General features: G+C 64.3%; 23 protein-coding genes. 12 read left to right on the top strand and 11 right to left on the bottom strand.

The genetic code is table 11. The features are described 5' to 3' along the window. Positions 1-2 precede the first annotated feature (2 nt). From AC56KW_RS15965 to AC56KW_RS15995, 7 genes are all read right to left on the bottom strand, one after another. Positions 3-1,943, bottom strand: a complete 1,941-nt coding sequence (locus tag AC56KW_RS15965; RefSeq protein WP_497171660.1) for a glycosyltransferase family 2 protein — start codon at positions 1,941-1,943, stop codon at positions 3-5. Between the two features lie 98 nt (positions 1,944-2,041). After that, positions 2,042-3,073 (bottom strand): DUF4214 domain-containing protein, encoded by a 1,032-nt coding sequence (locus tag AC56KW_RS15970; RefSeq protein ID WP_497171661.1) that lies wholly within the window; start codon positions 3,071-3,073, stop codon positions 2,042-2,044. A gap of 1,033 nt (positions 3,074-4,106) precedes the next feature. Further along, positions 4,107-4,811, bottom strand: coding sequence for a potassium channel family protein (locus AC56KW_RS15975; protein ID WP_497171662.1), 705 nt, complete (start codon positions 4,809-4,811; stop codon positions 4,107-4,109). Further along, complete coding sequence (locus AC56KW_RS15980; protein WP_497171663.1) at positions 4,804-6,132, bottom strand: TrkH family potassium uptake protein; 1,329 nt, start codon at positions 6,130-6,132, stop codon at positions 4,804-4,806. Before AC56KW_RS15980 ends, AC56KW_RS15975 begins: the two co-directional genes overlap by 8 nt. Next, on the bottom strand, positions 6,129-7,361 hold the full coding sequence (gene nhaA / locus AC56KW_RS15985) for a Na+/H+ antiporter NhaA (protein ID WP_497171664.1): 1,233 nt from the start codon (positions 7,359-7,361) through the stop codon (positions 6,129-6,131). The genes AC56KW_RS15980 and nhaA overlap by 4 nt, the downstream gene beginning before the upstream one ends. 316 nt (positions 7,362-7,677) lie before the next feature. Continuing rightward, positions 7,678-9,054 carry a chloride channel protein gene (locus AC56KW_RS15990; RefSeq protein ID WP_497171665.1) on the bottom strand — a complete coding sequence of 459 codons (1,377 nt, stop codon included), beginning with the start codon at positions 9,052-9,054 and terminating at the stop codon, positions 7,678-7,680. A 344-nt stretch (positions 9,055-9,398) separates the two neighbouring features. Further along, complete coding sequence (locus AC56KW_RS15995; RefSeq protein ID WP_497171666.1) at positions 9,399-9,830, bottom strand: hypothetical protein; 432 nt, start codon at positions 9,828-9,830, stop codon at positions 9,399-9,401. Positions 9,831-10,131: 301 nt separating this feature from the next. Here AC56KW_RS15995 and AC56KW_RS16000 point away from each other — a divergent pair, with 301 nt between their 5' ends. Continuing rightward, positions 10,132-11,178, top strand: a complete 1,047-nt coding sequence (locus AC56KW_RS16000) for a phytanoyl-CoA dioxygenase family protein (RefSeq protein WP_497171667.1) — start codon at positions 10,132-10,134, stop codon at positions 11,176-11,178. 241 nt (positions 11,179-11,419) lie between these two features. Here AC56KW_RS16000 and AC56KW_RS16005 read toward each other — a convergent pair whose 3' ends face one another. The 4 genes from AC56KW_RS16005 to flgA all read right to left on the bottom strand — a co-directional run bounded on the left by AC56KW_RS16005 (position 11,420) and on the right by flgA (position 14,449). Further along, positions 11,420-12,655, bottom strand: a complete 1,236-nt coding sequence (locus AC56KW_RS16005) for a GGDEF domain-containing protein (RefSeq protein WP_497171668.1) — start codon at positions 12,653-12,655, stop codon at positions 11,420-11,422. Positions 12,656-12,825: 170 nt separating this feature from the next. Continuing rightward, positions 12,826-13,296, bottom strand: a complete 471-nt coding sequence (locus AC56KW_RS16010) for a flagella synthesis protein FlgN (RefSeq protein ID WP_497171669.1) — start codon at positions 13,294-13,296, stop codon at positions 12,826-12,828. Between the two features lie 3 nt (positions 13,297-13,299). Further along, positions 13,300-13,614 (bottom strand): flagellar biosynthesis anti-sigma factor FlgM, encoded by a 315-nt coding sequence (gene flgM / locus AC56KW_RS16015; protein ID WP_497171670.1) that lies wholly within the window; start codon positions 13,612-13,614, stop codon positions 13,300-13,302. A gap of 130 nt (positions 13,615-13,744) precedes the next feature. After that, on the bottom strand, positions 13,745-14,449 hold the full coding sequence (flgA, locus tag AC56KW_RS16020; RefSeq protein WP_497171671.1) for a flagellar basal body P-ring formation chaperone FlgA: 705 nt from the start codon (positions 14,447-14,449) through the stop codon (positions 13,745-13,747). A gap of 164 nt (positions 14,450-14,613) precedes the next feature. Between flgA and flgB the strand changes: the two genes are divergently transcribed. The 11 genes from flgB (at position 14,614) to flgL (ending at position 25,511) form a co-directional block, all read left to right on the top strand. Then, positions 14,614-15,030 (top strand): flagellar basal body rod protein FlgB, encoded by a 417-nt coding sequence (gene flgB / locus AC56KW_RS16025; RefSeq protein WP_497171672.1) that lies wholly within the window; start codon positions 14,614-14,616, stop codon positions 15,028-15,030. A 15-nt stretch (positions 15,031-15,045) separates the two neighbouring features. Then, positions 15,046-15,447, top strand: coding sequence for a flagellar basal body rod protein FlgC (flgC, locus tag AC56KW_RS16030; RefSeq protein WP_071361650.1), 402 nt, complete (start codon positions 15,046-15,048; stop codon positions 15,445-15,447). 14 nt (positions 15,448-15,461) lie between these two features. Then, positions 15,462-16,178: a flagellar hook assembly protein FlgD gene (locus AC56KW_RS16035; RefSeq protein WP_497171673.1), complete on the top strand. Its 717-nt coding sequence runs from the start codon at positions 15,462-15,464 to the stop codon at positions 16,176-16,178. 40 nt (positions 16,179-16,218) lie between these two features. After that, entirely contained in the window at positions 16,219-17,745 is a 1,527-nt protein-coding gene (locus AC56KW_RS16040) for a flagellar hook protein FlgE (protein ID WP_497171674.1), read from the top strand. Positions 17,746-17,851: 106 nt separating this feature from the next. After that, positions 17,852-18,592 carry a flagellar basal-body rod protein FlgF gene (gene flgF / locus AC56KW_RS16045; RefSeq protein WP_497171675.1) on the top strand — a complete coding sequence of 247 codons (741 nt, stop codon included), beginning with the start codon at positions 17,852-17,854 and terminating at the stop codon, positions 18,590-18,592. A 64-nt stretch (positions 18,593-18,656) separates the two neighbouring features. Beyond that, a complete protein-coding gene (gene flgG, locus AC56KW_RS16050) occupies positions 18,657-19,439 on the top strand; it encodes a flagellar basal-body rod protein FlgG (RefSeq protein WP_497171676.1) in 783 nt (260 codons plus the stop codon). A gap of 10 nt (positions 19,440-19,449) precedes the next feature. Further along, on the top strand, positions 19,450-20,103 hold the full coding sequence (locus AC56KW_RS16055) for a flagellar basal body L-ring protein FlgH (protein WP_497171677.1): 654 nt from the start codon (positions 19,450-19,452) through the stop codon (positions 20,101-20,103). Between the two features lie 15 nt (positions 20,104-20,118). Then, positions 20,119-21,243 carry a flagellar basal body P-ring protein FlgI gene (locus AC56KW_RS16060; RefSeq protein WP_497171678.1) on the top strand — a complete coding sequence of 375 codons (1,125 nt, stop codon included), beginning with the start codon at positions 20,119-20,121 and terminating at the stop codon, positions 21,241-21,243. Between the two features lie 14 nt (positions 21,244-21,257). Then, the gene (gene flgJ / locus AC56KW_RS16065; protein ID WP_497171679.1) at positions 21,258-22,220 is read left to right on the top strand and encodes a flagellar assembly peptidoglycan hydrolase FlgJ; all 963 of its coding nucleotides are present in this window, start codon (positions 21,258-21,260) and stop codon (positions 22,218-22,220) included. Between the two features lie 71 nt (positions 22,221-22,291). Further along, a complete protein-coding gene (flgK, locus tag AC56KW_RS16070) occupies positions 22,292-24,262 on the top strand; it encodes a flagellar hook-associated protein FlgK (RefSeq protein ID WP_497171680.1) in 1,971 nt (656 codons plus the stop codon). A 25-nt stretch (positions 24,263-24,287) separates the two neighbouring features. Then, on the top strand, positions 24,288-25,511 hold the full coding sequence (gene flgL / locus AC56KW_RS16075; RefSeq protein WP_497171681.1) for a flagellar hook-associated protein FlgL: 1,224 nt from the start codon (positions 24,288-24,290) through the stop codon (positions 25,509-25,511). The last annotated feature ends 954 nt before the right edge of the window (positions 25,512-26,465 follow it).

The raw sequence follows: 26,465 nt of genomic DNA on the forward strand, positions 1-26,465 counted from the left end.
TATCAGGCAGCCTTTGGGCTTGTATTGCGAATATGCCAGTCGTTAAGCCAGGCAGCGGCGTCGAAGCCATCGTCGAGTAACACGGGGCGCAACTTGGAAGGCAGTCCCGCAGGTTTATCCGTGAGCACGGCGCGGCAGCCGGCGGACTGGAGCAGGCGCACGTCATCCAGCAGCGGCATGGCGTCACCCTGCAGCGCCGGCACGTGGTCGACGACTCCGGTGTGCAACAGCGCATCGCCGGCGTCGCCGATGACCAGCAAGCGCAAGCGCAGTTGCGGTCGGCTGGCGACCATGCGCGCTAGCGCCAGTATTTTGGGTGCGGCTGAAGACAGCGAATCATGGCGCCAGACGGCAATGCGCTGGAACGCCGAGGGTAGCGCAGGCAGGGATGCCGGCAACGGCTTTTTCGCCACCGTCGCGGGCAGGGCGGCCGTTGGCTGCGCGGCGTCGGCCTTGCGCAGCCAGGCAGCCGCCCGCGATTCTGCCAATGCATCGCGCAAACGTTCACGCGCACCGGACAGTGGGTCGCTACGCACGAAGCTGGTGAACGTTGTGTAGTAATCGGGATAGCGCGCCACTACCACGCCGCGGTTCTGGGCCACGCGCAGGGTTTTTTCGGCACGGAACGACACGGTGCCTTCGTGAGCGACAAACACGCCGGTTGCCTGCAGGTGGCGCCAGCCGGCCGCGCGGGCACGCATGCACCAGTCGACTTCTTCGCTGTAGCCGCGGATCAGGGCAGTGCCGTCGAGCATGCCGATGCCGTCGAGCACGGTGCGTCGGATCAACATCGTGAAGCCGCAGCAGGATGGCAGTTCAATATCAGCGCCACCCGGGGCGGCGCGCACCTCGGCCGCAACCTGGTCGAGCACGGCGAGTTCACGCGTGTCCGGCGCAGGGGCCGCCTGAGTGATCACAGGGAAGCTGCTGATCTCACCGTTGTTGGTCCATGGCGTCACCGAGGCGACATCGGGCGTGGCGTAAAGCGCGCGCGCCAGGCGGTCGATCCAGTCGCCGTGCACCTGCGTATCGGCATTGAGCAACAGCACATCATGGTCAGCGAACATGCGCATGCCGCGATTGACTGTTTCAATGAAGCCGAGATTACATGTATTGCGCAATAGGGTGATATGGCCAGCGGCAGCCTGTTTGTCGAGCCAGGCCGACAAGGCCGGTTCCGGGCTGCAGTCGTCCACCACCACGATCTGCGCCGGGGTATGGTTGAGAGGCAAGCTAGTCTTCACGCTCTCGATACAAGCGCGCACCAGGGCGAGCTCGCGGTAGACCGGTATCACGACTGACACCGGACGCGCTTTCGTTTCCATATCGCTGGCAGATGGCGCGGCATTAGTGCGAATGGTTGGCGTTTCATAGAACGCCAGCGGCGAGCCAGGCAGTAGCTGGCGTCGTCCATCGGGTTGCAACAAGGTGATCGACCATACGGCGCCAGGCCGTGGCGGCGTCAGGCGCGCTCGGCTACCGTCGCCAGGCACTTCGAACTGGTACTCGCTTGTCTCGTCGGAGAGAAGCAGGGTCGCACGTTGCGCCGAATTGCTGTGGCCGAGGAAAATCATCGTCTCAATGGCGTCGCCGTTTTTCCAGCAGGCGCCAGTGTGCGTAATGCCCGCGGCACGCAAGGTCGGCAACAGGCTCTCATGCTGGCCGGTGCGGCAGCGTGTGGGAAGGAAAGCTGGACCCAGGCTGGCGACGTCGGCGCGGCCGCCATCTTTCAGCCAAGTCTGCAGCATGATGTCCTGCAACAGCGGGTTTTCAGGTTCGCTCATCCATGCGGCATACCAAGCTCGAGCGGCCATAAAGGGATAGGCCGTCTGCAGGATCTTGGCGCGCAAGATGGCTGGAATTCGGTTCATGGGCAAGCGGCGGCAGACGTACTCGGCGGCCAGCAGCGCATCGGCGTGCTGTCCAGCCTTGAACAATTCCACGGCTCGCGTCAGAAGTGCATCGTCCCGCAAGCGGGACGTGCACGTAGAGAGGAAAAAGGGGGCAGGGCCCCCTTTTGGGTGTTGCATAGCTCTACAAATTACGCGGTCGGATCGATGATCGTGACCGTGCCAACAACATCCACCTCGTCGCCAGCCACCGACGCTTCAGCGAAGGCAACCAGAACGTCGGCACGCGACACGCCGTCTTCCAGCTGGTTGAGCCAGAAGGCGGTGCCGAGTGCATCGCCGTCGCGGTCCAGCAGGTTGTCGTACAGCGCGTCCAGGAACTGCGCGTCGGTCTGTGTCTCACCAGTGTACTCTGCCGAATCCAGGAAGCCCTGTGCGATGCGTTCCAGCGAGATGCCTTCTTCGACGCGATCGTACCAGAAGTCCAGGCCGCTGTAGTCAGCGTTACGGCCGAACACGGCGTGGTACAGGTTCGCCACGGCTGCTTCGTCTTCGTTGTCAGCGAACACCAGCGCATCGCCGTCGTCCAGCTCGACCAGGTTCACATCGGTCAGTGCAACCGACACGCCCGTCGTTGCGTTGGTGATGGTTGCGACACCACCTGCCACGCTGATGGCGAAGTCTTCTTCGTTACCGGCTGCGTGCACCACGGTGTTGCCACCGCCGTTGACAACGCTGTCGCCCTGTGCCGCGATCACGACCGTGTGGCCGGTACCCGCGTTGATCTCGTCGCCGTCGCCAGCGATGATCTGGGTGTTCTTGCCATCGGCGATGGTCAGGGTGTCAGCAGCTGCGGTGCCAACGACGAAGCGTTCGATCTCGTCGCCTGGGATGGTCGCAGCCGAAGAACCACCTTCAGCAGTCGAGGCATTACCGATCGTGGCATCCACACCGCCTGCGCCCTGGAACATGATGACAGGGGCATCGCCCGTCACATTAACCGTGGTGCCGCCGGAGCTAGCCACATTGACGAACAGGACTTCGGTGCCGGCTGGCGCTACGATCGTGCCGTTGTTGGTAGCGGTGACGGTGTCGACCACGACTTCGGTATCGGTCGAAGTGGACACCAGCGACAGGATCTGATCGATCACATCATCGGTGAACACCGCGGTTGACGCTGCTTGCAGCGCGTCGCCAACTGCTTGGGCGTTGCTTTCGTACATTAATAACTCCTAAAAGGATCAAAATTTCCCGGCATGACCGGACGCTCCAGGTGCACAAGCGCTGCTTGTAGACCTTACTTGCGCACCATAAATTTCACAGACATATTGTGACTAGGGACTAGCCCGACGTAGCACAATGTCGGGAGTAGGGTGCAAATCAAAGAGTGGTATGAGGCTCGCTGTCATTGCCTTGGGTCAAGTTGAGAGCGTTATCAAACACGGTCGGCATACTTGAACCACTGAGTCACAGAGATTTCGTGATGCAGTGCGCAATTGCAGTGATTCTACACGGACACTCTCCGACAAAACTCACAAATTGTTTCATAGTCAAAATTTGTGTCAACGATGTGCGTTGTATTTACGCAGGAATGACACAAAAATCTTCGATACTGAGCATGAGTATACCCAAAGAATTGCGTTATCGAAATATCGCGCATCGCTTCGGCGACCAAATTTACAACTAAATCCTCCAGTTTTTCGATAACTCTGCTTCACCGCAACAATGGTTCACATCTTTGCAATGTTGCACCTCAATTGTGAACTGTGACAAACATTGGTATCTGCGTTGCAAAATTACATACTGAACAATATTAATGAAGCAAAGGTATTTAGATTGATATATAGATAAAATTAATCCCACGCTCACTTCGAGCTTTCCCCTCGGCGGCCGCTGCCAGCGCACTGCGTAACGCCGGACTGACTACCCGTGACAAGGTGCTCGTCACCGCCGCATACGCCATTAGGCTCAGCATCGTGTTGCGGCCATCGATATTTCACGATGATCAATGCGGTTCGTGGCGCCTGTGCTGCAGCCGCCAGAAACCCGCGATCTCTGGCGCGGTTAGTGCGGGTGCATGCGGACGGCCTGTCAGCAGCGCGACGTCAGGTGCGAAGCATCGCCGATCGACAGCGACAGAGCGAAAGCCGGCGGCACGCCCGACCAGGCGGGCAGCCAGTCACGGCGCACTAGAACAGAGTGAAGGCGACCACGTCGCCCGATTCCCAGAAAATCGTCGATTATCGGAGGTGACGGCTAGCGCTTGCGCCCCTTCTTCTCCCCACCTGCAAACAACTCGATCTTCTTGGTCGGCCCCGATACGATCAAGAGATCCGCCGGCAGGATCCGCGTTTCCGGCAGCGCGTGCTCGAAATCCTCGTTCACCCGCTTGATCCCCACTACCGTCACGCCGAAGCGCGAGCGTACATGCGCTTCGGCCAGGGTGATATGGTGCGTCTCCACCGGCGCGTTGATCTTGGCGATCGCAAAGCCGTCCTCGAACTCGATGAAATCCATCATCCGCCCGGTGATCAGGTGGGCCACGCGCGCGCCCATGTCGGCTTCCGGATACACCACGTGATGGGCGCCGATGCGCTGGGCGATCTGGCCGTGCTCGGGCGTCATGGCCTTGACCCAGATGTCCTTGATGCCCAGTTCGGTCAGCACCATCAGCGTCATCAGGCTGGCCGCCAGGTCGGAGCCGATCGCCACGATCGCATGCGAGAAATCGGGCACGCCCAGCTGCAGCATGACGTTCTCGTTGGTCGAATCGGCCTGCACCGCGTGCGTCAGCCGTTCGCTCCAGAGCTGCACCAGGTCTTCGCGCTGGTCGATGCCCATGACGTCGTGGCCCAGGCGCATCAGCGATTGCGCCACCGCGCCGCCGAAGCGCCCCAGGCCGATCACGACCACGCTGTCGCCCGCCGAGAAGGCGAACTGTTCTGTGAAAATTCTACCCAACAATTGGATGGTCCTCCGGATAACGGTATGGCATGCGCCGCTCGCCCAGCACCAGCGAGGTCGCCAGGGTGATCGTGCCGACGCGGCCGATGAACATGAGTGCGGTCAGCACCAGCTGGCCGGCCACCGGCAACTGGGCCGTGATGCCGGTCGACAGGCCCGTGCTGCCGAACGCCGCGATGACCTCGAAGATGATCTGGTCGGTCGGCAGGTGCGAGATGCCCAGCAGCAGGACGGTGCCGAAGGCCACGATCACGCTGCCCAGCACCAGCACCGTCACCGCCTGGCGCTGGGCCGAGGCGGCGACGCGCCGGCCGAAGGCCTCGGTGTCGGTGTGGCCGCGCGCCTCGGCGATCACCAGCATGACCAGGATCATGACCGTGCCCACCTTGACGCCGCCCGCGGTGCCCGCGCTGCCGCCGCCGATGAACATCAGCATATAGTGCAGGGCCCAGCTTTCCGGCGCCAGCGCCGCGAAATCGACCGTGTTGAAGCCGGCGGTGCGCGCCGCGACCGAGATGAACATGCTGTTCAACAGCTTGTCGGCGACCGACAGCGGGCCCAGCGTCGCGGCGTTGTTCCATTCGAACAGCAGGATGGCGACGGAGCCGCCGGCCAGCAGCGCCAGGCTGCCCACCAGCGTCAGCTTGGTGTGCAGCGACCAGTGGCGCGGGTCGCGCAGGCGGTGCCGCAGGTCGTGCAGCACCGGGAAGCCGATGCCGCCGACCAAGATCGCCACCATGACCGGCGCCAGCACCAGGGCGTCGCCCGCGTAGCGCGTCAGGCTGTCGGCGTGCAGCGAGAAGCCGGCGTTATTGAACGCCGAGACGGCGTGGAACACGGCGCTCCAGGCGGCGTCGCGCCAGGCCAGGTCATAACCGAATACCAGCCGCGCCAGCAGGATCGCGGCAATCGCCACCTGCAGCACCACCGTCACCCCCAGCACCACGCGCGCCACGCTGGCGATGTCGCCCATGCCCAGCGAGCGGGTCTCGGTCTGCGTGATCAGGCGCGTGCGCAGGCGCGAGGAACGGTTGACCATCAGGCCGAGCAGGGTGGCGGCGGTCATCATGCCGAAGCCGCCGAGCTGGAACAGCACCATGATCGTCGCCTGCCCGAAGCCCGACCAGTAGGTGCCGGTGTCGACCACCACCAGGCCGTTGACGCAGATCGCCGACACCGACGTGAAAAAGGCGACCATCAGCGGCGCGGCGCCGCCGCCGGCGCGCGCGGCCGGCAGCATCAGCACGATGGTCCCGGCCAGGATCGCCAGCGCGAACAGCAGGACGACGACCCGCGCCGGTTGCAGGATGTTGTTCATCGCGCGCCGGCGGCTCCCGGGTTCGGCTGGCCGTCATCGAAATCCATGGTGTCCGGATCGGTGTCGCCTTCCGCCGGCGCGCCGAACAGCTTGAGCCACGTAAAGCCCAGGATGCCGGCCGCGAGCGAGGCGCTCAGGATCGCCATCTTCGAGGCGTTGATGATGTCGGCATGGCCGACGAAGGCCAGGTTGGTGATGAAGATCGACATGGTGAAGCCGATGCCGCCCAGCAGGCCGGCGCCCAGCACGTGGCGCCAGGCCAGGTCCAGCGGCAGCCGGCAGACGCCGATGGCGACCGCGGTGAAGGTGAACAGGAAGATGCCCACCGGTTTGCCGGCCACCAGGCCGAGCAGGATGCCCAGGCTGTTCGACGACAGCAGTTCTCCGGCCCAGCCGGCGCCGATCACGATGCCGGTATTGGCCAGGGCAAAGATCGGCAGGATCAGGAAGGCCACCGGCTTGTGCAGCACGTGTTCCATGCGGTGGGCCGGCGAGACGCCGTCGTCCTGCTGGTGCGAATAGGGGATGGTGAAGGCCAGCAGCACGCCGGCGATGGTTGCGTGCACGCCCGACTTGAGCATCAGGAACCACATCAGTGCGCCGCCCAGCAAATAGGGCCACAGCTTGATCACCTTCAGGCCGCGGTTCAGCAGGAGCAGGAAGGCGAACATGCCCAGCGCGCCGGCCAGGTAGGCGACCGACAGCTGCGCCGTATAGAACACGGCGATGACGATGATCGCGCCCAGGTCGTCCATCACCGCCAGCGCGGTCAGGAAGATCTTGAGCGAAGCCGGCACCCGGCTGCCCAGCAGCGACAGCACGCCCAGCGCGAAGGCGATGTCGGTCGCCATCGGAATGCCCATGCCGGGCTGGGTCGGCGTGCCGCCGTTAAGCGTGAAGTGGATCAGCGCCGGGACGATGATGCCGCCGGCGGCGGCGATGATCGGCAGCAGGGCGTTGCGCAAGTCGGACAGTTCACCGTTACGCAGCTCGCGCTGCAGCTCCAGGCCGATCAGCAGGAAGAAGACCGCCATCAGGGCGTCGTTGATCCATAGCTCCACGCTCAGCCCGGCCAGGTCGATGTGCCAGAACGCGAGGTAGGATGCGCCCCAGGCCGAGTTGGCGATCATCAGGGACAGGATGGTGCACAGGATCAGGATGATGCCGCCGGCTTTGCCGGAGGCGGCGAATTCCTTGAACGTGTCTGACAGGCGCTTCTCGATGCGCATCGTGAATCTCCATAATTGCCTGGGCCTCATGCGAGGACTCCGGGGTGTGTTGAGTGTAAGTGCTGGACCCGGCGCACGGCTGCATGGCGCTGGAAAAATGCTAGCGCCGCGCTCCGGTGCATGGCGCAGGGGCGCGGGCGCGCCGGCAAACATGGCGGCGCTGGCGAAGCCGAGTGAATGTCGTCGAGCAGGATGGATGGTGGATGTGTTTCATGGAAGTCGCGATCTGGCCCGCGTGGCGGCCCGACCAGCGCAAATCCTGTCATGCGTGATTGCATGATCACCCTGCGGCCATTATAACGTAATCGATTGACAATCAGCCAAGAGGCGAGCCAAGAGGTGAGCCAGGCCGCGCGTCGGGCGTCGGGGGACGCTCAGGGCGTGGCGGCAGCTGGATGGCCGCCAGCGCTCCGTAGAGCGGCGGACTGAGCACACGCGAGACGGTGCTGGCCACGACGGCGCACGCCATCAGGCTCAACACCATGCCGTGGCCGTCGACCATTTCCATGACGATGATGAAGGCGGTCAGCGGCGCCTGGGTCGCCGCTGCCAGGAAACCCACCATCCCCAGCGCGATCAGCGCCGGGGCATGCGGATAGCCGGTCAGCACGGCGATATCGTGGCCCAGGGCGGCGCCGATCGACAGCGATGGTGCGAAGATCCCGGCCGGCACGCCCGACCAGGCGGTCAGCCAGGTCGCGACGAACTTGAACAGGGCGAATGCGACCGGGACGCTGGCCTCGTTTTCCAGCAGGCCGCGGGTCGCCTCGTTACCGCTGCCATAGGTGGCGCCGCCGCTGGCGATGCCGATGAGGGCGACCGCCAGGCCGCAGCCGAGGGCGAAGCGCACCGGGTAGCGGGCGCGCCAGCGGCTCGGGAGGTCGGGCGAGGTGCCGCGCAGGCTGGCCAGCAGTACCCGCGCGAACAGGCCGCCGGCGAAGCCGCAGACGATGGCGGCCAACAGCCCCGGCCACAGCAGGGACAGGCCGATCGGGCCGGGATGGATCACGCCGAAATGCGGGCCGTTGCCATGGACGGACACGGCGATCAGGCCGGCCAGCACGATGCCGGCGACGATCAGGCCGCTGTTGCGCTGCTCGGGCGTGCGCGACAACTCTTCGATCGCGAACATGATGCCCGCCAGCGGCGTATTGAAGGCGGCGGCGATGCCGGCCGCGCCACCGGCCACCAACAAGGAGTGGGCGCTGATGCCGCTGCGCCGGGGCAGCCAGCGCCGCGCGGACAGCATCACGCCGGCCGCGATCTGCACCGACGGGCCTTCGCGGCCGAGCGACAGCCCGCCGAGCAGGCCGGCCGAGGTCAAGCCGATCTTGGCCAGGCTGAGCTTGAGCGAGACGAGCAAAGGCCGGCGCCCGCCCGAGAGCGCGGGATCGAGCGCCGCCATCACCTGCGGGATGCCCGAGCCGCCCGCGCCGCGCACATAGCGGCGCGTCACCCAGACGATGGCGGCGCAGCACAGGGGCGTCCAGACCAGCGGCGCCCACCAGGCCATGTCGTTCAGTTGCTGGAATCGTCCGAACGCCGATTCGGCGAGCCAGGTGAAGGCCACGACGACCAGGCCGGCGATGGCGGCCATGCTGACCACGACGATCCGGGTGCGCCATAGATGGGGGGAAACGAACTCGCGCCGGAAGGCGGAGCGGACGTCGTGCGAAGAAGGTTCGGGCGGCATGATGGCCGATCAGTGGAGTGAACCGTCATTATATACATTTGGACGAATGTATTGCTGCTCGGGTGCGGCCGCGTGACGTCAACGCCACAAACACCCGCTTGGTCCGCCGAGTCCGCCCAGCAGGCACGGCCCGCACGGCAAGTACAGCGGTACCGCGCATGGCACGTACCGCACGCACGTCCTTCCCGCGCAGCCGGAACCCAAGTCATTCGCATCGCCGATTCGTTGACCGTTCCGTCAGCGCGAGCAACCCCAGGTTCCGCCTTTGCGGAAACGACGTGCTGGCGCTGCTGACAGGATCAACGTCTGTTGGCGGGCCTGTCAACCTGACCAGGCCGTCAACCCTACCGCGGCCCGTCGCCCGGCGTCCCCGAGCTTTCCGCGCCATCGGCAAGCCGTTCGCTGATCTTGTCGTCGCTCACACGCCCTACGTAATCTTGGGCCGCGCGGTCGAGGTGGGTGCCCGGCGCGCCGCCAATCGCCGCGCCGCCGATCGCCGTTTCGCCATCCTGTTCACTCTCCGACTTGCCCAGCACGCCGCCAGGAATCGGGGCCGACGCATTGCCATGGCTGCTCTGCGCCGCGCCGGCCGGGCCGACATTGCTTTCGGGCGAAGCCTTGGCGAAATTGCTCTGGATGCCAGATTGGCTGTCGCCGGAACCGATGCTCGAATCACCGGCAGCGTCGTCCGCCACGAAGCCTGCATACGAATCAGCGCTGCCCTGGCGCAGGCCGGTATCAGCTTGCTGCTCGTCCTTCGGTTTGTTGTCGTCCATGATGATCTCCCTTGTACAGTGCCAAAATGTTCATCTGGGGCTTCGCCATGCCATTCCAATCGGAGTGAATGCCGCGACTGCGTAGGAATTCCCGTTCAACTGAGCGCGGCGAAGAATCACGAACAGATGCGGCAGATTGACACTTTTATTTTGGTTGCGGATAGAATTGGACTGTGGAAATAATTCACCCAAGTACTTACTCTAACGTACCCATCCTGCATAATTTTATTCAAATAATTAGTTGGATTTCAACTAATTCTTGAACAACCTTGAGACTAATTCCCTAATGGCAACAAACTTCATGAACTCGCTGCCAGGCGTCCCGCATGTCGAATCTCCGTTTTTCTCGCGCATATTTTCTGAAGAGAGCACTGATGCAGAAACGCTTCGAGTCGCTCTGGAACTTTTCACAAAGGGCTACGCGGTTATTGACTTTCCCGAAGCGGGCGTTATGGACATGGCAGAATTGATCAAGACCGATCTACGTGAACATTACGACTTTGAGGGGTGGCGTGCGAACGGCTATGCACAGGGAATCAGCCTGCGCGTCCAAGATGCGTGGAAATTTAATGAAGAGGTACGACGTATAGCATGTAATCAGCACATCATTGATTTGCTGACCCGGCTTTATGGACGCCAGGCATGGCCCTTCCAAACGTTGAATTTTCCTGTTGGAACCCAGCAGCATTTCCATACTGATTCGATTCACTTCAGCTCAAGCCCTGAGCGCTTCATGTGCGGCGTGTGGGTGGCGCTGGAAGACATCGATGAGAAGAATGGGCCATTGATGTATTTTCCGGGTAGCCATCGGTGGCCAATCTATACAAATGAGCACATTGGGCGATGCATTGCCGAACTTGAAGGCACGCCGACCCAGGCAATCTACGAAGCGATGTGGCGCGACCTTGTTGATGCGCACGGCGCCACTCCCGAATATTTCTACGCCAAGAAAGGACAGGCCCTTATTTGGGCTGCGAACCTCATGCATGGGGGAATGAAACAGCTCGATCCCGATCGCACGCGCTGGTCACAGGTGACTCACTACTTCTTTGATGACTGCGCCTATTACACCCCGATGATGTCTGATCCCATGTATGGAAGTATCGCATTCCGGACCCTCACCAATATTGTCACTGGCGAACAAGTTCCAAATCAAATGGCAGGCAATTTAGTGCCCAAGAAATTCATCGAAGCTACCGCTCCAGGGCGCACGCGATGGACTGAGGATCTTTCATTCGACCCAGCCCTTTATTTGCTTGCAAATCCGGACGTAGCCGCTGCCGGTGTTGACCCTGCCTTACATTATCTTTCGCATGGACGACGCGAAAACCGCAAGCTTCGCCCATGATTCAACAACGATGCGGGGCTGGCTAGGCCACGCATCTAAAACGCATATTCTCGTCAAATGTCTCGGCTGGTTTGACCGCAAGCCCTTTGGATCTCTCGTCGATACCGTAACGAGCCATTGAACTATCCATGCAATCGCGAGATCGCTGTCATTCCATGCATTGCATCGCTCGTGCTGCGCTGAGAAACGTCGTGTGGGCGCTGCGCGCGTGGATTGCGGCCCACAGCCAATGAACCGGCGCTTACATCGCCTGCCGCGCTTGCACCGCCTGCAACTGCGGCGCCAGCGCGATCACCTTGTCGCGCCCGGCCGACTTGGCGGCATACAGCGCGGCGTCCGCGCGCGCCAGGGTGATCTTGAACGGCTCGTCGTCCTGGGTCACCGTCACGCCGATGCTCAGGGTAAGGTGGGATTGCCCGGCATGGCGCTGCAGGCCGGGGGGCAAGGTGCGCAGTTCGGCCTGCAGCTTTGCGCCGACCGTGCAGGCGTGGGCCAGCGCCGTTTCGGGCAGAAGCACCGCGAATTCGTCGCCGCCAAGGCGCGCGACGCAGTCGGCCGCGCGCAGCGAGGCGCGGGCGCGTTCGGCCACCAGTTGCAGGGCGACGTCGCCCGCCTCGTGGCCGCCGCTGTCGTTGATCTGTTTGAAATGGTCGAGGTCGATCAGCATCAGGGCCAGCGGCTGGCCGTTGCGGCGGCTGCGCGCCAGTTCGCGTTCGGCGATCTCGAAGAAGGCCTTGCGCGACCAGGCGCCGGTCAGGTGGTCGTGGTTGGCGATGTACTCGGCCTGGCGCACGAGGTAGCGGTGCATGGTGAGCAGGCCGCCCAGGGTCAGGGCCGGGAGCGCCAGCGCGGCGGCGGTCAGGATCGCCAGGCTCGCGCTGCCCGGCTGCAGCAGCGAGGCGGGCGGGTCGACGGCCAGCAGCAGCCAGGCCACGCGCACGGTGTGGCCCGCCACGACCAGGCCGCACATCAGCAGTACGAAGCGCTGCACCTTGTTCAGCACCGGCGTGGCCTGCCGCGCCGCTGCGCCGGCGTGCGGCCGGGCCGGGGCGCCGTCGCGGCGCACCAGCACGCTGCGCGCGATGTCGATGCAGATGGCCGCCTGGAACAGCGAGGCTATGGCGCTGCGTGCGAAGAACGAGTCGAAGCGGTAATGGAAGAGGGCGATGGCCAGGCCGGCCGCGCCGACCAGCAGCGCCAGCGATTTCAGGCGGGCCGGCAGCCCGGCAAGCTGGCGGTAGCCGGCCGCCAGCGCCGCGCCGGCGCCGGCATAGGCCATATTGGCCACCTCATAGGCCAGCAGCGGCGGCAATTCGCGTCCGAAGGCGTACAGCAGGTTGCCGGCCAGGCCCAGCAGGGCGGACGCCAGCATCGCGCGCATGCCCCGCACATTCTCGGATCCCGCCGCCAGCAGGGCCAGGAACACGAGGAAGCAGAGCAGCGAGGCGATCAGGAAAATCTGCTGGGTGGCGAGCATGTGGAACAGGCCTGTGCGCAAGGCGCGATAGAGGGGCGACGCGGATGTTCCGGTATTATGCTCTGTTATGTTGCCATGCGGAATGCTTATTATTGATCGCTGACGGCACCGCTACCGCGCCAGACGGTCTTGCGGCCAACGACCGCCGCGGCGGTGCCGATGTCGGCCAGTTATCCCACAACGTACCGCTTGGAGGCGCCCAGCCCCATGGTCTGGCCGCTGGCGCCATAGATCGCGCCGGTCGGCGCATTGGTCGGGGTGCGCAGGGCGTTGAGCACGCCCTGGTTGTGCGCCAGTTGCTTGCTGATCAGCATGCCATTGACGCGATTGAGTTCTTTTGCTTCGCGGGCCACATGCAGCATGCGTTCCCACTGTGCCCGGCCTTCGCCGTCGTTGCTGGCGGCCAGCCAGGGCGCCATGCCCGCTTCCGATCCTTCGCATCCGGTGGCCTTCAACGCCGCGTAGCGCTGTTGCGACAAGCCCGACAGCTTGGCCAGCAGCGCATTCTTTTGCGTGGTCAGGCTGGACAGCTCATCGGTGTCGAGCGTGACCAGGGATTGCTGTTCCTGTTTCATCAACGCAACAAGGGCGTCGAGGTGCTGGTGTTCGGCGGCGATGGTCTGGGTCGGGCTGGGCGTCATGGTTTAGCGTTGTCTCGAATGGAGCAAGTCGCGTACGGTTTCTAGCAAGCCGTCCGCCACTTTCTCGGAGTTGACTTGGAACTGGCCATCGGCGATGGCCATCTTGATGCGTTCGACCTTCTTCGCGTCGAACACCTGCGCGCCGCCGCCCACCGCATTGACCATGGCCTGGCCCTGCGAGGACAGCCGTACGCTGTCGGTCTGCGCCTGGGTCGTCGGCGCGGTCGTTGCGGCCTTGTCCGCGCCACGCGCCGTATTGGCCTGCGTGGTCGTGGGTTGAAGACCCTGGGCGCCCTTGGTGGTATCGTTGATTTTCACAGCATCATCCTTCTCGGTTCGAAGCGACAAGCTCCGGGATCTGCTTGATGTAACGGCGGCGCCTTTACAAACTTTAGCGATCCATCACGAAATCGATGCGGCAAAATCCACAATTACTCCAGTGCATTACTTAAAGCGCGATTTCCACCAGTCCGCCGTTGCGCGCCAGGCCGCTGACGACGGTGCCGGATTGGGTTCGCACCTGCACCACCTGGCCGTCGCTGGCGTTGTTGATCGCCTTCGCCTCGCTCGATACCGAGAAGTTCGAACCGCGCGATACCAGCCTTACCGCCTGGCCCTGCTTGATCACCTGCTGGCTGCGCAGCGTATCGGCGCGCAGCGCCGTGCCGGCCGGCAGCGACATGGTCGGGGTGCGGCCGATCGCCTGCGCCATATCGGTAATGATGCCATTCGGCATGGCGGCGATATCGGCCTTCACCAGCACCAGCTGGCCCGGCTGGACCGGCTGGCCCTGGGCCAGCGGCACCGCCGCGGCGACGTAATCGGCGACCACGCTCACCTGCGCCTGCAGGTACAGGGACCAGGCCGGCGCGTTGCAGCGCACGCCCACCGTGGTCTTGCCCCAGGGGCGGGCGCCCGGTTGCAGGAAGGCTTCCGGCGCCGGGCAGGCCGGCAGGCTCAGGCGCGGGTCGACGGCGCCGACCTTGACCGTTACCTGGCCCGGCAGGCCGCCGCTCTGCGTCTTGAGGAATTGCTCGGCGACAGAGCGCACGGCCTCGGGCTTCTGGCGGCCGGCGCCGGCTGGGGCCTGCTGCGCCTGCGCGCCGCCGACGAATAAGGCAAGCAGCGAAAAAGCGACGAGTTGCTGTTTCATGGAATTCCAGTGGGAAGGATTCGGGAATGCTGCCATCTTAGGTCGAATGATTCCATGGTGAAACATTGAATAGCGGGGGACTTTTACCTCCTTATCCGTCGATTGGCTTGCACACCTGGTCCGTATCATCGCTTCTGTCCCAACAAGCCCACCCCGGAGGCAGCATGATCGGCAATCTCGACAACTACCTGCGTTTCAATGAAACCGCACTGTCCCTGCGCTCGCAGCGCCAGGAACTGCTGGCGTCGAATATCGCCAACGCCGACACGCCCAACTACAAGGCGCGCGATATCGACTTCGCCAGCGCCCTGCAGAACGCGATGGCGGGCGGCAAGAATGGCGGCGCCATGAACACCACCAATAACAATCACATGGGGCGCGGCGCCGCTACCGGCGACACCCTGGCCAACGGCACCCCGGTGCAGTACCGCGGGGTGGTGCAGGGCAGCGTCGACGGCAATACGGTCGACATGGACGTCGAGCGCAACCAGTTCGCCGACAACGCCTTGCGCTACGAAGCCGGGATCATGATGATCAACAGCCAGCTCAAGGGCCTGATGTCGGCCCTGCAGGGCCAGTAACAGGACTGATTCCCTATGTCGCTATTCAATATCTTCAATGTGTCGGGCTCGGCGATGAGCGCCCAGGCCCAGCGCCTGAACACCACCGCCAGCAACCTGGCCAATGCCGACAGCGCCACTTCGCCGACCGGCGAAGCCTACCGCGCCAAGGCGGTCGTGTTCGAGTCGGTGCCGACCGCCTCGGGCGCCACCGGCGTGCGGGTGCGCGAAGTGGTCGAAGACCCGTCGCCGCTCAAGCAGGTCTACGATCCCAAGCATCCGATGGCCGACGACAAGGGCTATGTGTCGATGCCCAACGTGAACGTGGTCGACGAGATGGTGAACATGCTGTCGGCCTCGCGCTCCTACCAGACCAATGTCGAGACCATGAACGCAGCCAAGACCATGCTGCTCAAGACCCTGACCATCGGCCAATAAGCCTCCTACCTACCATGACCAGCCCGATCAGCACCCAGAACCCTGCCGCGAATATTTCCGACCTGCAAACGGCGATGAACGCCAAGGCGAAGGCCGCGACCGATAGCGTCCAGGCCGATACCGACAAGTTCATGACCCTGCTCGTGACCCAGCTGCAGAACCAGGATCCCTTGAATCCGATGGACAACGCGCAGATGACCAGCCAGCTGGCCCAGCTGCAGACCGTGACCGGCGTGAACAAGCTCAACACGACCCTGGAATCGCTCAAGGCCAGCTACCAGTCGACCGAGTCGCTGCAGGCGACCCAGCTGATCGGCGCCGGCGTGCTGGTCGAGGGCGACGGCATCCTCCTGCACAAGAGCCAGGCGATCCTGGGCGTGGAGCTGGAAACCCCGGCCGACAAGGTGCAGGTCGTCATCGTCGACGCCAAGACCGGCAAGGACGTGGCCTCGATGGAACTGGGCGCACAGGAAGCGGGGATCATCCCGATCGCCTGGGACGGCGTGCCCGACCCGAACAAGCTCGACGCCAACGGCAAGCCGGTCGTGCTGCCGGACGGCGCGTATTCGTTCCGCGTGGTCGCCTCGCGCGGCGGCGAACCGCTCAAGGACGCAAAGGCGCTGGCCTTCGACAGCGTCGCCAGCGTCACCACCGGTGGCAAGGATGGCGTCAAGCTCAACCTGCCCGGCAAAGGGGCCGTGACCCTGGCCGACATCAAGCAAGTCATGTAAGCCGAGCCGCTTACCTTTTTATCTCATCAGGAGCATCACCATGTCTTTCCAACAAGGCCTGAGCGGCTTGAACGGCGCCGCCAAATCGCTTGATGTCATCGGCAACAACATCGCCAACGCCAGCACCGTCGGCTTCAAGGGCTCGACCGCGCAGTTCGCCGACGTCTATGCCAATGCGCTCAACGGCGCCGGCGGCATCACGCCCGGCATCGGCGTGAAGGTCGCGGCCATCGCCCAGCAGTTCAACCAGGGCAATATCGAAGCCTCGGGCAATCCGCTCGACATCGCCATCAACGGTTCCGGATTCTTCCGCATGGAGCAGGGCGGCGTGACCCAGTATTCCCGCAATGGCCAGTTTTCGCTCGACAAGCAGGGCTTCATCGTCAACGCCCAGGGGGCCAAGCTGACCGGCTACGGCCTGGGCGCGAACGGTCAGCTGTCGGCCGGGTCGCCGGTGCCGCTGCAGATCGACACCGCCGACCAGCCGCCGAAAGTGACGTCGAAGGTCGAGATCGAACTGCAGCTCGATTCGCGCAGCCAGCCGCCGACCGTTCCCGAATTCGATCCGGCCGATCCGCGCACCTATAACAAGCAGGTGCCCATGAGCGTGTACGACACGCTCGGCAATCCGCACACCCTGTCGACCTATTACGTCAAGTCGCCGTCCGAGTCCGGCGTCTGGAACGTCTACATCGCCAAGGACGGCACCGAGATCGGCGCACTGGACGCGGTCGGCGCGTCGCAGGACGACCCGGCCGCCGTCACCGCGCGCGCCGCCTGGACGGCCGCCAGCGCGGTGGTGCCGCAAGTGCCGGACAACGTGACCATCGCGGCGGGCGCCTATGCCACCGCCGCCGCCAACGCGGTGGCGACCAAGGCCGGCGACCGGGCCAGCACCGAGAACCTGGCCGAAGTCCGGGCCACCGCCGCCGCCGCCGCCCAGATACCGGGCGCCACCCCGCTGCAGATCGATGCCGCCATCGCCAAGGCGCTCAAGATGGAGCCCAAGTCCTTCGGCACCCTGAAATTCGACACCAGCGGCGCACTGAACCTGGCCACGAGCACGGATGGCGGCAAATTCGACATCAAGATCCCGGTCGTGCCCTTGACCGGCGCCGAACCGATCCTTCCGGTCCAGATCAACTTTGCCGGCACCACCCAGTACGGCACCGCCACCAGCGAGAAACGGCTCGAGCAGGACGGCTACAAGCCTGGCGCGCTGCAGCGCTTCACCACCGGCGCCGACGGCACCATCATCGGCCAGTACAGCAATGGCCAGACCAAGGCCCTGGGACAGGTCGTGCTGGCCAATTTCGTGAATCCGAACGGGCTGGAGCCATTGGGCAATAACGCCTGGGCCGAATCGGCCAATTCGGGCCTGCCGCTGATCGGCACCGCAGGTACCAGCGGCCTGGGCGTACTGCAATCGGGCGCGACCGAGTCCTCGAGCGTCGACCTGACCGCGGAGCTGGTCAACATGATCACCGCGCAGCGCGTCTACCAGGCCAATGCGCAGACCATCAAGACGCAGGATTCGGTGTTGCAGACGCTGGTGAACCTGCGTTAATCCCGATACTGCATGACCCACCCCGGATCCCCGCCGTCGCGGGGATGCGGGTCGAGGTCAGCGATGAATACCCGCGACGTCAGCGTTGCACGATAAGGACCACACCATGGACCGCCTGATCTACACCGCCGCCTCCGGCGCCAAGCACATCCTCGAGCAGCAGGCCACGACCTCGAACAACCTGGCCAACGTCAGTACCACGGGCTTCCGGGCCCAGATGGACGTATTTCGCGCAGCGCCGGTGCAGGGCCCTGGCCTGGCGACCCGCGCCTTCGTGGTCGACGCGACCGCCGGCAACGACTTTTCGTCGGGCGCGCTGCAGGTGACGGGCCGCGACCTGGACGTGGCGGTGAAAGGGCAGGGCTGGCTGGCGGTGCAGATGCCGGATGGATCCGAGGCGTACACCCGCAACGGTTCGCTGCAGATGAGCCCGAACGGCGTGCTGCAGACCGCGTCGGGCCAGACCATCGCCGGCGAGGGCGGTCCGATCACGCTCCCGCCCGACGCCACCGTGACGGTCGGCGGCGACGGCACCATCTCGACCATCTCCAACGTGGATTCGCCGGCCGCCCCGGCCGTGCTGGGCCGCCTGAAGCTGGTCAATCCGCCAGACGCCGACCTGGTGCGCGGCGACGACGGCCTGTTCCGCCTGAAGGACGGCGGCACCGCCCAGCCCGACCCCAATGTACGGGTGGCCGGCGGCGCGCTCGAGGGCAGCAACGTCAATCCGGTCGATTGCATGGTCGACATGATCTCCCTGGCAAGGTCGTTCGACATGCAAATGAGCTTGCTGAAGAACGCCGAGAATAACGCCGCAAAAGCGACCCAGATCCTCGCTTTGAATTGATAGTTGCCCCGGCATAATTCTATGGTGCGTGGCGGTGTTCGCCTGCCACCAATAGGAGAATGCCATGATTCGTTCGCTGTACATCGCCAAGACCGGTCTGGAAGCCCAGCAGACCAACCTGGACGTCATCTCGAACAACCTCGCCAACGTCAGCACCAACGGCTTCAAGAAGTCGCGCGCCGTGTTCGAGGACCTGCTGTACCAGAACGTGCGCCAGCCCGGCGCCCAGTCGTCGCAACAGACCAACCTGCCATCCGGCCTGCAGATCGGTACCGGCGTGCGCACCGTCGCCACCGAGCGCATCCACACCCAGGGCAACCCCCAGCTGACCGGCAATGACAAGGACGTCATGGTCAACGGTCCCGGCTACTTCCCGGTCATGATGCCGGACGGCACCCAGGCCTATACCCGCGACGGCTCCTTCCAGAAAGACCAGAACGGCCAGCTCGTCACGTCGAGCGGCTTCGTGGTCCAGCCGGCCATCACCGTGCCGGTGAACGCCGAGTCGATCAGCGTCGGCCGCGACGGCACCGTGTCGGTCAAGATCGCCGGCGAGACCGGGATGACCCAGATCGGCGCCCTGCAACTGGCGACCTTCATCAATCCCGCCGGCCTCGAGTCGCGCGGCGAGAACCTGTACATGGAAACCACCGCTTCCGGCGCGCCGAACCTGAACGTGCCCGGCACCAATGGCGCTGGCAACCTGATGCAGGGTTACGTCGAATCGTCGAACGTCAATGTGGTCGAAGAAATGGTCGCCATGATCCAGACCCAGCGCGCCTACGAGATCAACAGCAAGGCCATCACGACGTCCGACCAGATGCTCCAGAAACTGTCGCAGCTCTAATCCAGTCCTCATGAAAACTCTGTCCTTGTCCTTCCTGGCAGCGGTGGTGCTGCTCGCCGGTTGCAACACCGCCCCGACCACCATCGTGCAGGGCCCGACCAGCGCCCGCCCGATGCTGGTCGAGACCGCGCCGGCCACCAACGGCGCCATCTTCAACGTCAACAGCTACCGCCCGATGTTCGAAGACCGCCGTGCACGCCATATCGGGGACCTCTTGACCGTCAATATCAGCGAGCGCACCTCGGCCACCAAGGCCGGCGCCAGCTCGGGCAACAAGACCGGCAGCGCCAGCTTCAAGGCACCCGGCCTGCTGGCCGGCACCATCGGCGCGGGCGTCGATCTCGAGTCGGGCACCAAGTTTGCCGATGGCGACAACCAGAGTGCCTCGAACAACTTCACCGGCACCATCGGCGTGACCGTCACCGAAGTGCTGCCGAACGGCAACCTGATCGTGGCGGGCGAAAAGCAGGTCGCGATGAACAAGGGCACCGAATTCATCCGCTTCTCGGGCATGGTCAGCCCGGACACCATCCAGGCCGGCAACACGGTCTCGTCGGCGCTGATCGCCGATGCGCGGGTCGAATACCGCACCAACAGCCGTCTCGACCGCGCCGAGGTGACCTCGATGCTGTCGCGTTTCTTCCTGTCGATGCTGCCGTTCTGATTGCTAGAGAATTCCATGCGTAAAATCACCTCCTTCATGCTGCTGGCCGCCGCCTTTGCCGGCGCGGGCTTGACCGTGGCTCCGATGGCCCAGGCCGAGCGCCTGAAGGACCTGGCGACCATCGCCGGCGTGCGCCAGAACCAGTTGTCCGGCTACGGCATCGTCGTGGGCCTGGACGGTACGGGCGACCAGACCACGCAGACCCCGTTCACCGTGCAGTCGATCAAGGCGATGCTGCAGCAGAAGGGCGTCAACCTGCCGCCGGGCGTCCAGCTGCAACTGAAGAACGTGGCGGCGGTGATGGTCACCACCTCGCTGCCGGCGTTCGCCCAGCCGGGCCAGACCCTGGACATCACCGTGTCGTCGATCGGTAACGCCAAGAGCCTGCGCGGCGGCACGCTGCTGATGGCGCCGCTGCATGGCGCCGACGGCCAGGTGTACGCGATGGCCCAGGGTAACCTGGTGGTCGGCGGCGTCGGTGCGCAAGCCCCGGGCGGCGGCGCGCAAGTGCAGGTCAACCACCTGTCGGTGGGCCGCATTTCGGGCGGCGCGACCGTCGAGCGCGCGGTCGCCTCGAACCTGGGCGAGAACAACCAGATCCGCCTGGAGCTGAAAGAGACCGACTTCGCCACCGCCGCGCGCGTCGTGGAGGCAGTCAACGACCAGTTCGGTCCTGGCGTGGCGACCGCCCTGGACGGCCGCGTGGTGCGCGTGCGCACCCCCTCGTCGAGCGACCAGCGAGTGGCCTTCCTGGGCCAGCTGGAACAGATCGACGTCAGGCAGCCGCTGGCCTCGGCCAAGGTGATCATGAACGCCCGCACCGGCTCGGTGGTGATGAACCAGGCCGTGATGCTGGACGACTGCGCGATCTCGCACGGCAACCTGTCGATCACGATCGGCAGCGACACGCAGGTGAGCCAGCCGAACCCGGGCACCCTGGGCGCGACCGTCGTCACCCAGAACCCGAGCGTCGAGATCAAGAAGGAACCGGGCCAGGTGCTCAACGTGAAGGGCGGCGCATCGCTGGCCGAGGTGGTGAAGGCGATGAACTCGATCGGCGCCACCCCGCAAGACCTGCTGGCCATCCTGCAGGCGCTGAAGGCCGCCGGTTCGCTGCGCGCCGAACTCGAAATCATCTGATTGCTTATCGCGCCATGATCACCTCGAAAATGTCCGCCGACCAGACCGCCAAGCTCGCGCTCGACACCAATAGCCTCAACGGCTTGCGGCAGAGCGCGAAGGATGGCTCGCCGGCCGCCCTCAAGGAAGCGGCGACCCAGTTCGAGGCGATGTTCATCAATATGATGATGAAGAGCATGCGCGACGCGACGCCGCAGGAAGGGCTGATGGACAACCAGCAGACCAAGACCTTCACCACCATGCTCGACCAGCAGACCAGCCAGAACCTGGCCAAGCGCGGCGTCGGCCTGGCCGATGCGCTGGTGCGACAGCTGAACTCGCAGCAAATGGGCCAGCAGGCGCTGGCGATCGGCGCCGACGGCGCAGGTTCCAGCGCGGCGCCGGGCGCGGCCGGCATGAAGGGCCTGCCGACGGCGATGAACGCCGCCGCGATGTACAAGAACGCCGCCATGGCCGGCCAGGAGGCGACCGGCAAGGCGCCGCCGCTGCCGGCCACGCTCGAGAACGGCCGCACCCAGGCGCCGCACGTGCGCGCCTTCCAGGAAAAGCTGCACGAACACGCCCACGCGGCCGAGCAGACCACCGGCGTGCCGGCCAAGTTCATGCTGGGGCAGGCCGCGCTCGAGACCGGCTGGGGCAAGCGCATGATCAAGAACGCCGACGGCACCAGCAGCAACAACCTGTTCGGCATCAAGGCCGGGGCCAGCTGGAAGGGCAAGGTCGCCACCGCCGTGACCACCGAGTACGTGAACGGCAAGCCGCAAACGCGCGTGGAGAAATTCCGCGCCTACGACACGCCCGCCGATTCGTTCCGCGACTACGCAAAACTGATCGCCAACAATCCGCGTTACGAAAAAGTCATCGCCAATGGCGGCGACGCCGAATCGTTCGCCAAGGGCTTGCAGCGCGCCGGCTATGCGACCGATCCGAACTACGCGGCCAAGCTGACCCGTCTGATCAAGCAGTCCCTGGCATGAGCGTCCTGAAGACTTATTCGTCAAGTTTTCCCAAAATTTGTCGTAAATGGCATAGTTAAGAGAGAAAAATCATGTCCGGTAACCTACTCGCCATTGGCAAGACAGGCCTTTATGCGGCCCAGGCCGCCCTGTCCACGACCGGCCACAACATCACCAATGCCAATGTGACCGGCTATAGCCGCCAGGTCGTGGTGCAGGCCACGACGGCCGCGCTCGACACGAGCGTGGGTTTCATGGGGACCGGCACGCAGATCGCGCAGATCAAGCGCTACAGCGATGATTTCCTGGGCACCCAGGTGCGCAACGCCCAGGCCAGCACCAGCGGCCTGGAGTCGTATTTTTCCCAGATCAAGCAGATCGACAACCTGCTGGCGGACACCACGTCGGGCCTGTCGCCGGCGATGCAGGGTTTCTTCAAGGGCGTGCAGGACATGGCGGCGAATCGCGCCTCGGTGCCGTCGCGCCAGGCCATGCTGTCGAGCGCCGAGTCGCTGGCAACCCGCCTGCAAGACCTGGATGCGCGCATGGGCGAGATCCGCAGCGGCGTCAATTCCGAGATCCAGACCAGCGTTACCGCCATCAATACCTACGCCAAGCAGATCGCCAAGCTCAACGAGCAGATCAGCAACTATGCGTCGACCCCGCAGCGTCCGCCGAACGACCTGCTGGACCAGCGCGACCAGCTGGTGCTCGAACTGAACAAGTACGTCAAGGCCAATGTCATGCCGGGCGATAACGACAGCCTGACGGTATCGATCGGTAACGGCCAGCCCCTGGTCGTTGGCCAGGAGTCGTTCCAGCTGGCGACCGTGACGTCGCCGACCGACCAGAACCGGCTGGAAGTCGGCTATCAGGTGGGTTCGAAGGTGTCCATCCTGTCCGACACTTCCCTGGGTGGCGGCAAGCTCGGCGGTGTACTGGAGTTCCGTTCGGGGTCGCTCGACGTCGCCCAGAGCGCCCTGGGCAAGATCGCGATCGGCATGGCCTTCGAGTTCAACCGCCAGCACGAGCTGGGCCTGGACCAGAACGGCAAACCGGGCAAGGCTTTCTTCAACGAGGCGCCGGCCTATGTCGGCGCCAGCGCCAACAACGCCAAGGGCACCGAGGACAATCCGGCGGCCGAGCTGAAAGCGCGGGTCACCAATCCCGGCCAGCTGATGGACAGCGACTACGAGGTCAGGTTCGACGGCACCCAGTACCAGGTGACCCGCCTGACCGACAACCAGCGCACCCCGGTGCCGGTCGCCGCGGACGGCAGCGCGACCCTGAACCTGGACGGCGTGGAGTTCACCTTCTCCAACAACACGCGCACCGGCGACTCCTTCCTGGTGCGCCCGACCATCAACGGCGCCGCCGACTTCAAGGTGCTTGCCAACGACGTGTCGCAAATCGCGGCGGCCGCGCCGATCGTCACCACCACGCCGCTGGCCAATACCGGCACCGGCAAGATCGTCGACAGCAAGGTCGACGGCGGTTTCCTGAATGCGTCGCCCGCATTGCCGGTGACCCTCGTGTTCGACAAGGAGACCGGCGCCCTGGGCGGCTTTCCGGCGGGCGCCACGGTGAGGGTGACCAATAGCAGCGGCGAGTGGCGCGACGTGGCGGCGAACGCCGTCCAGTTCGAGAACGGCTCGACCTACAAGTTCAGCGGCATCAGCGTGACCCTGACCGGCGCGCCCGGCAATGGCGACAAGTTCGAGATCGCTTCCAACACCAGCGGCGTGGGCGATACCCGCAATATCGCGGCGCTCGGCGAGCTGCAGACCAAGAACATCTTCAAGAACGGTTCCGCCACGCTGCAGTCGTCGTACGCGCAGATGGTGAGCCAGGTCGGCAACAAGACGCGCGAAGTGCAGATCAATGCCCAGGCCGGCAATGCCTTGCTGGCGCAGGCGCAGGGTGCGCACGCCGACGTGGCCGGCGTCAACCTGGATGAGGAAGCCACCAATTTGATCAAGTACCAGCAGGCCTACCAGGCGGCCAGCAAGGTCATGCAGATTGCAAACACGATCTTCGACACCCTGCTGTCGATCAGCCGCTAACGCCAGGCTTTTGCGAAAGTAATCCATGCGACTCAGCACCCAGAACTTCTACAACACCACGACCAACCAGCTCAACAACCTGCAAAGCGCGCTCGCGCGCACCCAGATGCAGTTGTCGACCAACCGCCGCGTGCTGACGCCGTCCGACGACCCGGTGGCTTCGGCGCGCGCGCTCGAGGTGAGCCAGGCGCTCGATATGGCGGCCCAGTTCGGCACCAACCGCGGCAGCGCCAAGTCGTCGCTGTCGCAGGTGGAGTCGTCGCTGAACAACGCCAGCAACCTGCTGCTCGACATGCAGCAGCGAACGGTGCAGGCTGGTAGCAGCGCGATGCTGCCCAGCGACCGCGAGGCGCTGGCGGTCGAACTCGAAGGCCGCCTGGCCGACCTGCTGGGGGTGGCCAATACCACCGACGGCGCGGGCGGCTACCTGTTCTCGGGCTATATGACGACCACCGAGCCGTTCGCGCGGACCCCCGAGGGCGCCCGCTACCAGGGCGACCAGGGCGTGCGCCAGTTGCAGGTGGGCGAATCGCGCAAGATGCCGCTGTCGGCATCGGGCAGCGCCGTGTTCGAGGCGAATCCGACCGGGAACGGCGTATTCCAGACCCAGGCCGCCGGTACCAACCAGGGCACCGGCGTGATCTCGAGCGGCTCGGTCGTCAACCGTGCGGCGCTGACGGGCGCCAAGTATGAGGTGAGCTTCACGGTATCGGACAGCGTGCCGGCAGTCGCGACCTATGGCGTCAACGATACCAGCACCGTGCCGCCGACCGTGGTGAGCACCGACCAGCCTTACAAGGAGGGTACGCAGATCTCGTTCGGCGGCATGGCGTTCGATATCAAGGGCGAACCGGCCGACGGCGACACCTTCACCGTCGCCCCGAGCGAGAAGCAGTCGGTGTTCACCACGGTGACCGACCTGATCTCGGCACTGCGCGCGCCGGCCGACACCCCGGCGGGCAAGGCCGCGCTGAGCAACCAGCTCAACACCGCGATGGACAACCTGAAATCGGCGCACGACAACGTGCTGACCGTGCAGGCCTCGGTCGGCGCGCACATGAAGGAGCTTGACTACCTGGACAGCGCCGGCGACGACCTGATGATCCAGCACGCCACCACGCTCGATGACCTGCAGGGATTGGACATGGTCAAGGCGATCTCGGACTTTTCGCAGCAGCAGATGACGCTGCAGGCGGCGCAGATGTCGTTCAAGACCATGTCGGGGCTGTCGCTGTTCAACGTGTTGTAATTGCCACCGTGGGGTGGGCGGGTATCCCGCCCACGCGTTCAGCCCAGGCATGCACAGCCACATCGCATCGGTGAGTTGAACGCGTGGACGGCAGAGCCGTCCACCCCACTGGCGTTCAAATGGGGTCCAGTTAGCCACTACTGTGAGGTAATTGCCGGCGCACGAGATGGCGTTCAGTTAGCCGGTACCGTGGGGTGGGCGGGTATCCCGCCCACGCGTTGAGCCCGGGCATGCTCAGCCACATTGCATCGGTGAGTTGAACGCGTGGACGGCAGAGCCGTCCACGCCACTGGCGTTCAAATGGAGTTCACTTAGCCACTACTGTGAGGTGATTGCCGGCGCGCGTGATGGCGTTCAGCTAGCCGGTACCGTAGGGTGGGCGGGTATCCCGCCCACGCGTTCAGCCCAGGCATGCACAGCCACATTGCATCGGTGAGTTGAACGCGTGGACGGCAGAGCCGTCCACGCCACTGTGATGGCGTTCAGTTAGCCGGCACCGTGGGGTGGGCGGGTATCCCGCCCACGCGTTCAGCCCAGGCATGCACAGCCACATTGCATCGGTGAGTTGAACGCGTGGACGGCAGAGCCGTCCACCCCACTGTGATGGCGTTCAGTTAGCCGGTACCATGGGGTGGGCGGGTATCCCGCCCACGCGTTCAGCCCGGGCATGCTCAGCCACATTGCATCGGTGAGTTGAACGCGTGGACGGCAGAGCCGTCCACCCCACTGGCGTTCAAATGGAGTTCACTTAGCCACTACTGTGAGGTGATTGCCGGCGCGCGTGATGGCGTTCAGCTAGCCGGTACCGTGGGGTGGGCGGGTATCCCGCCCACGCGTTCAGCCTGGGCATGCACAGCCACATTGCATCGGTGAGTTGAACGCGTGGACGGCAGAGCCGTCCACCCCACTGGCGTTCACACGGACGCCCCGGCCATTCCGATCCACAATCCAGAC

It is taken from the genome of Telluria sp. RT2P19, assembly GCF_059685725.1.

Excerpts from the sequence above, each read along its gene's own strand:
- AC56KW_RS15970 (WP_497171661.1), bottom strand. The coding sequence starts at position 3,073 with ATGTACGAAAGCAACGCCCAAGCAGTTGGCGACGCGCTGCAAGCAGCG.
- AC56KW_RS15980 (WP_497171663.1), bottom strand. The coding sequence starts at position 6,132 with ATGAACAACATCCTGCAACCGGCGCGGGTCGTCGTCCTGCTGTTCGCG.
- nhaA (WP_497171664.1), bottom strand. The coding sequence starts at position 7,361 with ATGCGCATCGAGAAGCGCCTGTCAGACACGTTCAAGGAATTCGCCGCC.
- AC56KW_RS15990 (WP_497171665.1), bottom strand. The coding sequence starts at position 9,054 with ATGCCGCCCGAACCTTCTTCGCACGACGTCCGCTCCGCCTTCCGGCGC.
- AC56KW_RS15995 (WP_497171666.1), bottom strand. The coding sequence starts at position 9,830 with ATGGACGACAACAAACCGAAGGACGAGCAGCAAGCTGATACCGGCCTG.
- AC56KW_RS16000 (WP_497171667.1), top strand. The coding sequence starts at position 10,132 with ATGAACTCGCTGCCAGGCGTCCCGCATGTCGAATCTCCGTTTTTCTCG.
- AC56KW_RS16005 (WP_497171668.1), bottom strand. The coding sequence starts at position 12,655 with ATGCTCGCCACCCAGCAGATTTTCCTGATCGCCTCGCTGCTCTGCTTC.
- AC56KW_RS16010 (WP_497171669.1), bottom strand. The coding sequence starts at position 13,296 with ATGACGCCCAGCCCGACCCAGACCATCGCCGCCGAACACCAGCACCTC.
- flgA (WP_497171671.1), bottom strand. The coding sequence starts at position 14,449 with ATGAAACAGCAACTCGTCGCTTTTTCGCTGCTTGCCTTATTCGTCGGC.
- flgB (WP_497171672.1), top strand. The coding sequence starts at position 14,614 with ATGATCGGCAATCTCGACAACTACCTGCGTTTCAATGAAACCGCACTG.
- flgC (WP_071361650.1), top strand. The coding sequence starts at position 15,046 with ATGTCGCTATTCAATATCTTCAATGTGTCGGGCTCGGCGATGAGCGCC.
- AC56KW_RS16035 (WP_497171673.1), top strand. The coding sequence starts at position 15,462 with ATGACCAGCCCGATCAGCACCCAGAACCCTGCCGCGAATATTTCCGAC.
- AC56KW_RS16040 (WP_497171674.1), top strand. The coding sequence starts at position 16,219 with ATGTCTTTCCAACAAGGCCTGAGCGGCTTGAACGGCGCCGCCAAATCG.
- flgF (WP_497171675.1), top strand. The coding sequence starts at position 17,852 with ATGGACCGCCTGATCTACACCGCCGCCTCCGGCGCCAAGCACATCCTC.
- flgG (WP_497171676.1), top strand. The coding sequence starts at position 18,657 with ATGATTCGTTCGCTGTACATCGCCAAGACCGGTCTGGAAGCCCAGCAG.
- AC56KW_RS16055 (WP_497171677.1), top strand. The coding sequence starts at position 19,450 with ATGAAAACTCTGTCCTTGTCCTTCCTGGCAGCGGTGGTGCTGCTCGCC.
- AC56KW_RS16060 (WP_497171678.1), top strand. The coding sequence starts at position 20,119 with ATGCGTAAAATCACCTCCTTCATGCTGCTGGCCGCCGCCTTTGCCGGC.
- flgJ (WP_497171679.1), top strand. The coding sequence starts at position 21,258 with ATGATCACCTCGAAAATGTCCGCCGACCAGACCGCCAAGCTCGCGCTC.
- flgK (WP_497171680.1), top strand. The coding sequence starts at position 22,292 with ATGTCCGGTAACCTACTCGCCATTGGCAAGACAGGCCTTTATGCGGCC.
- flgL (WP_497171681.1), top strand. The coding sequence starts at position 24,288 with ATGCGACTCAGCACCCAGAACTTCTACAACACCACGACCAACCAGCTC.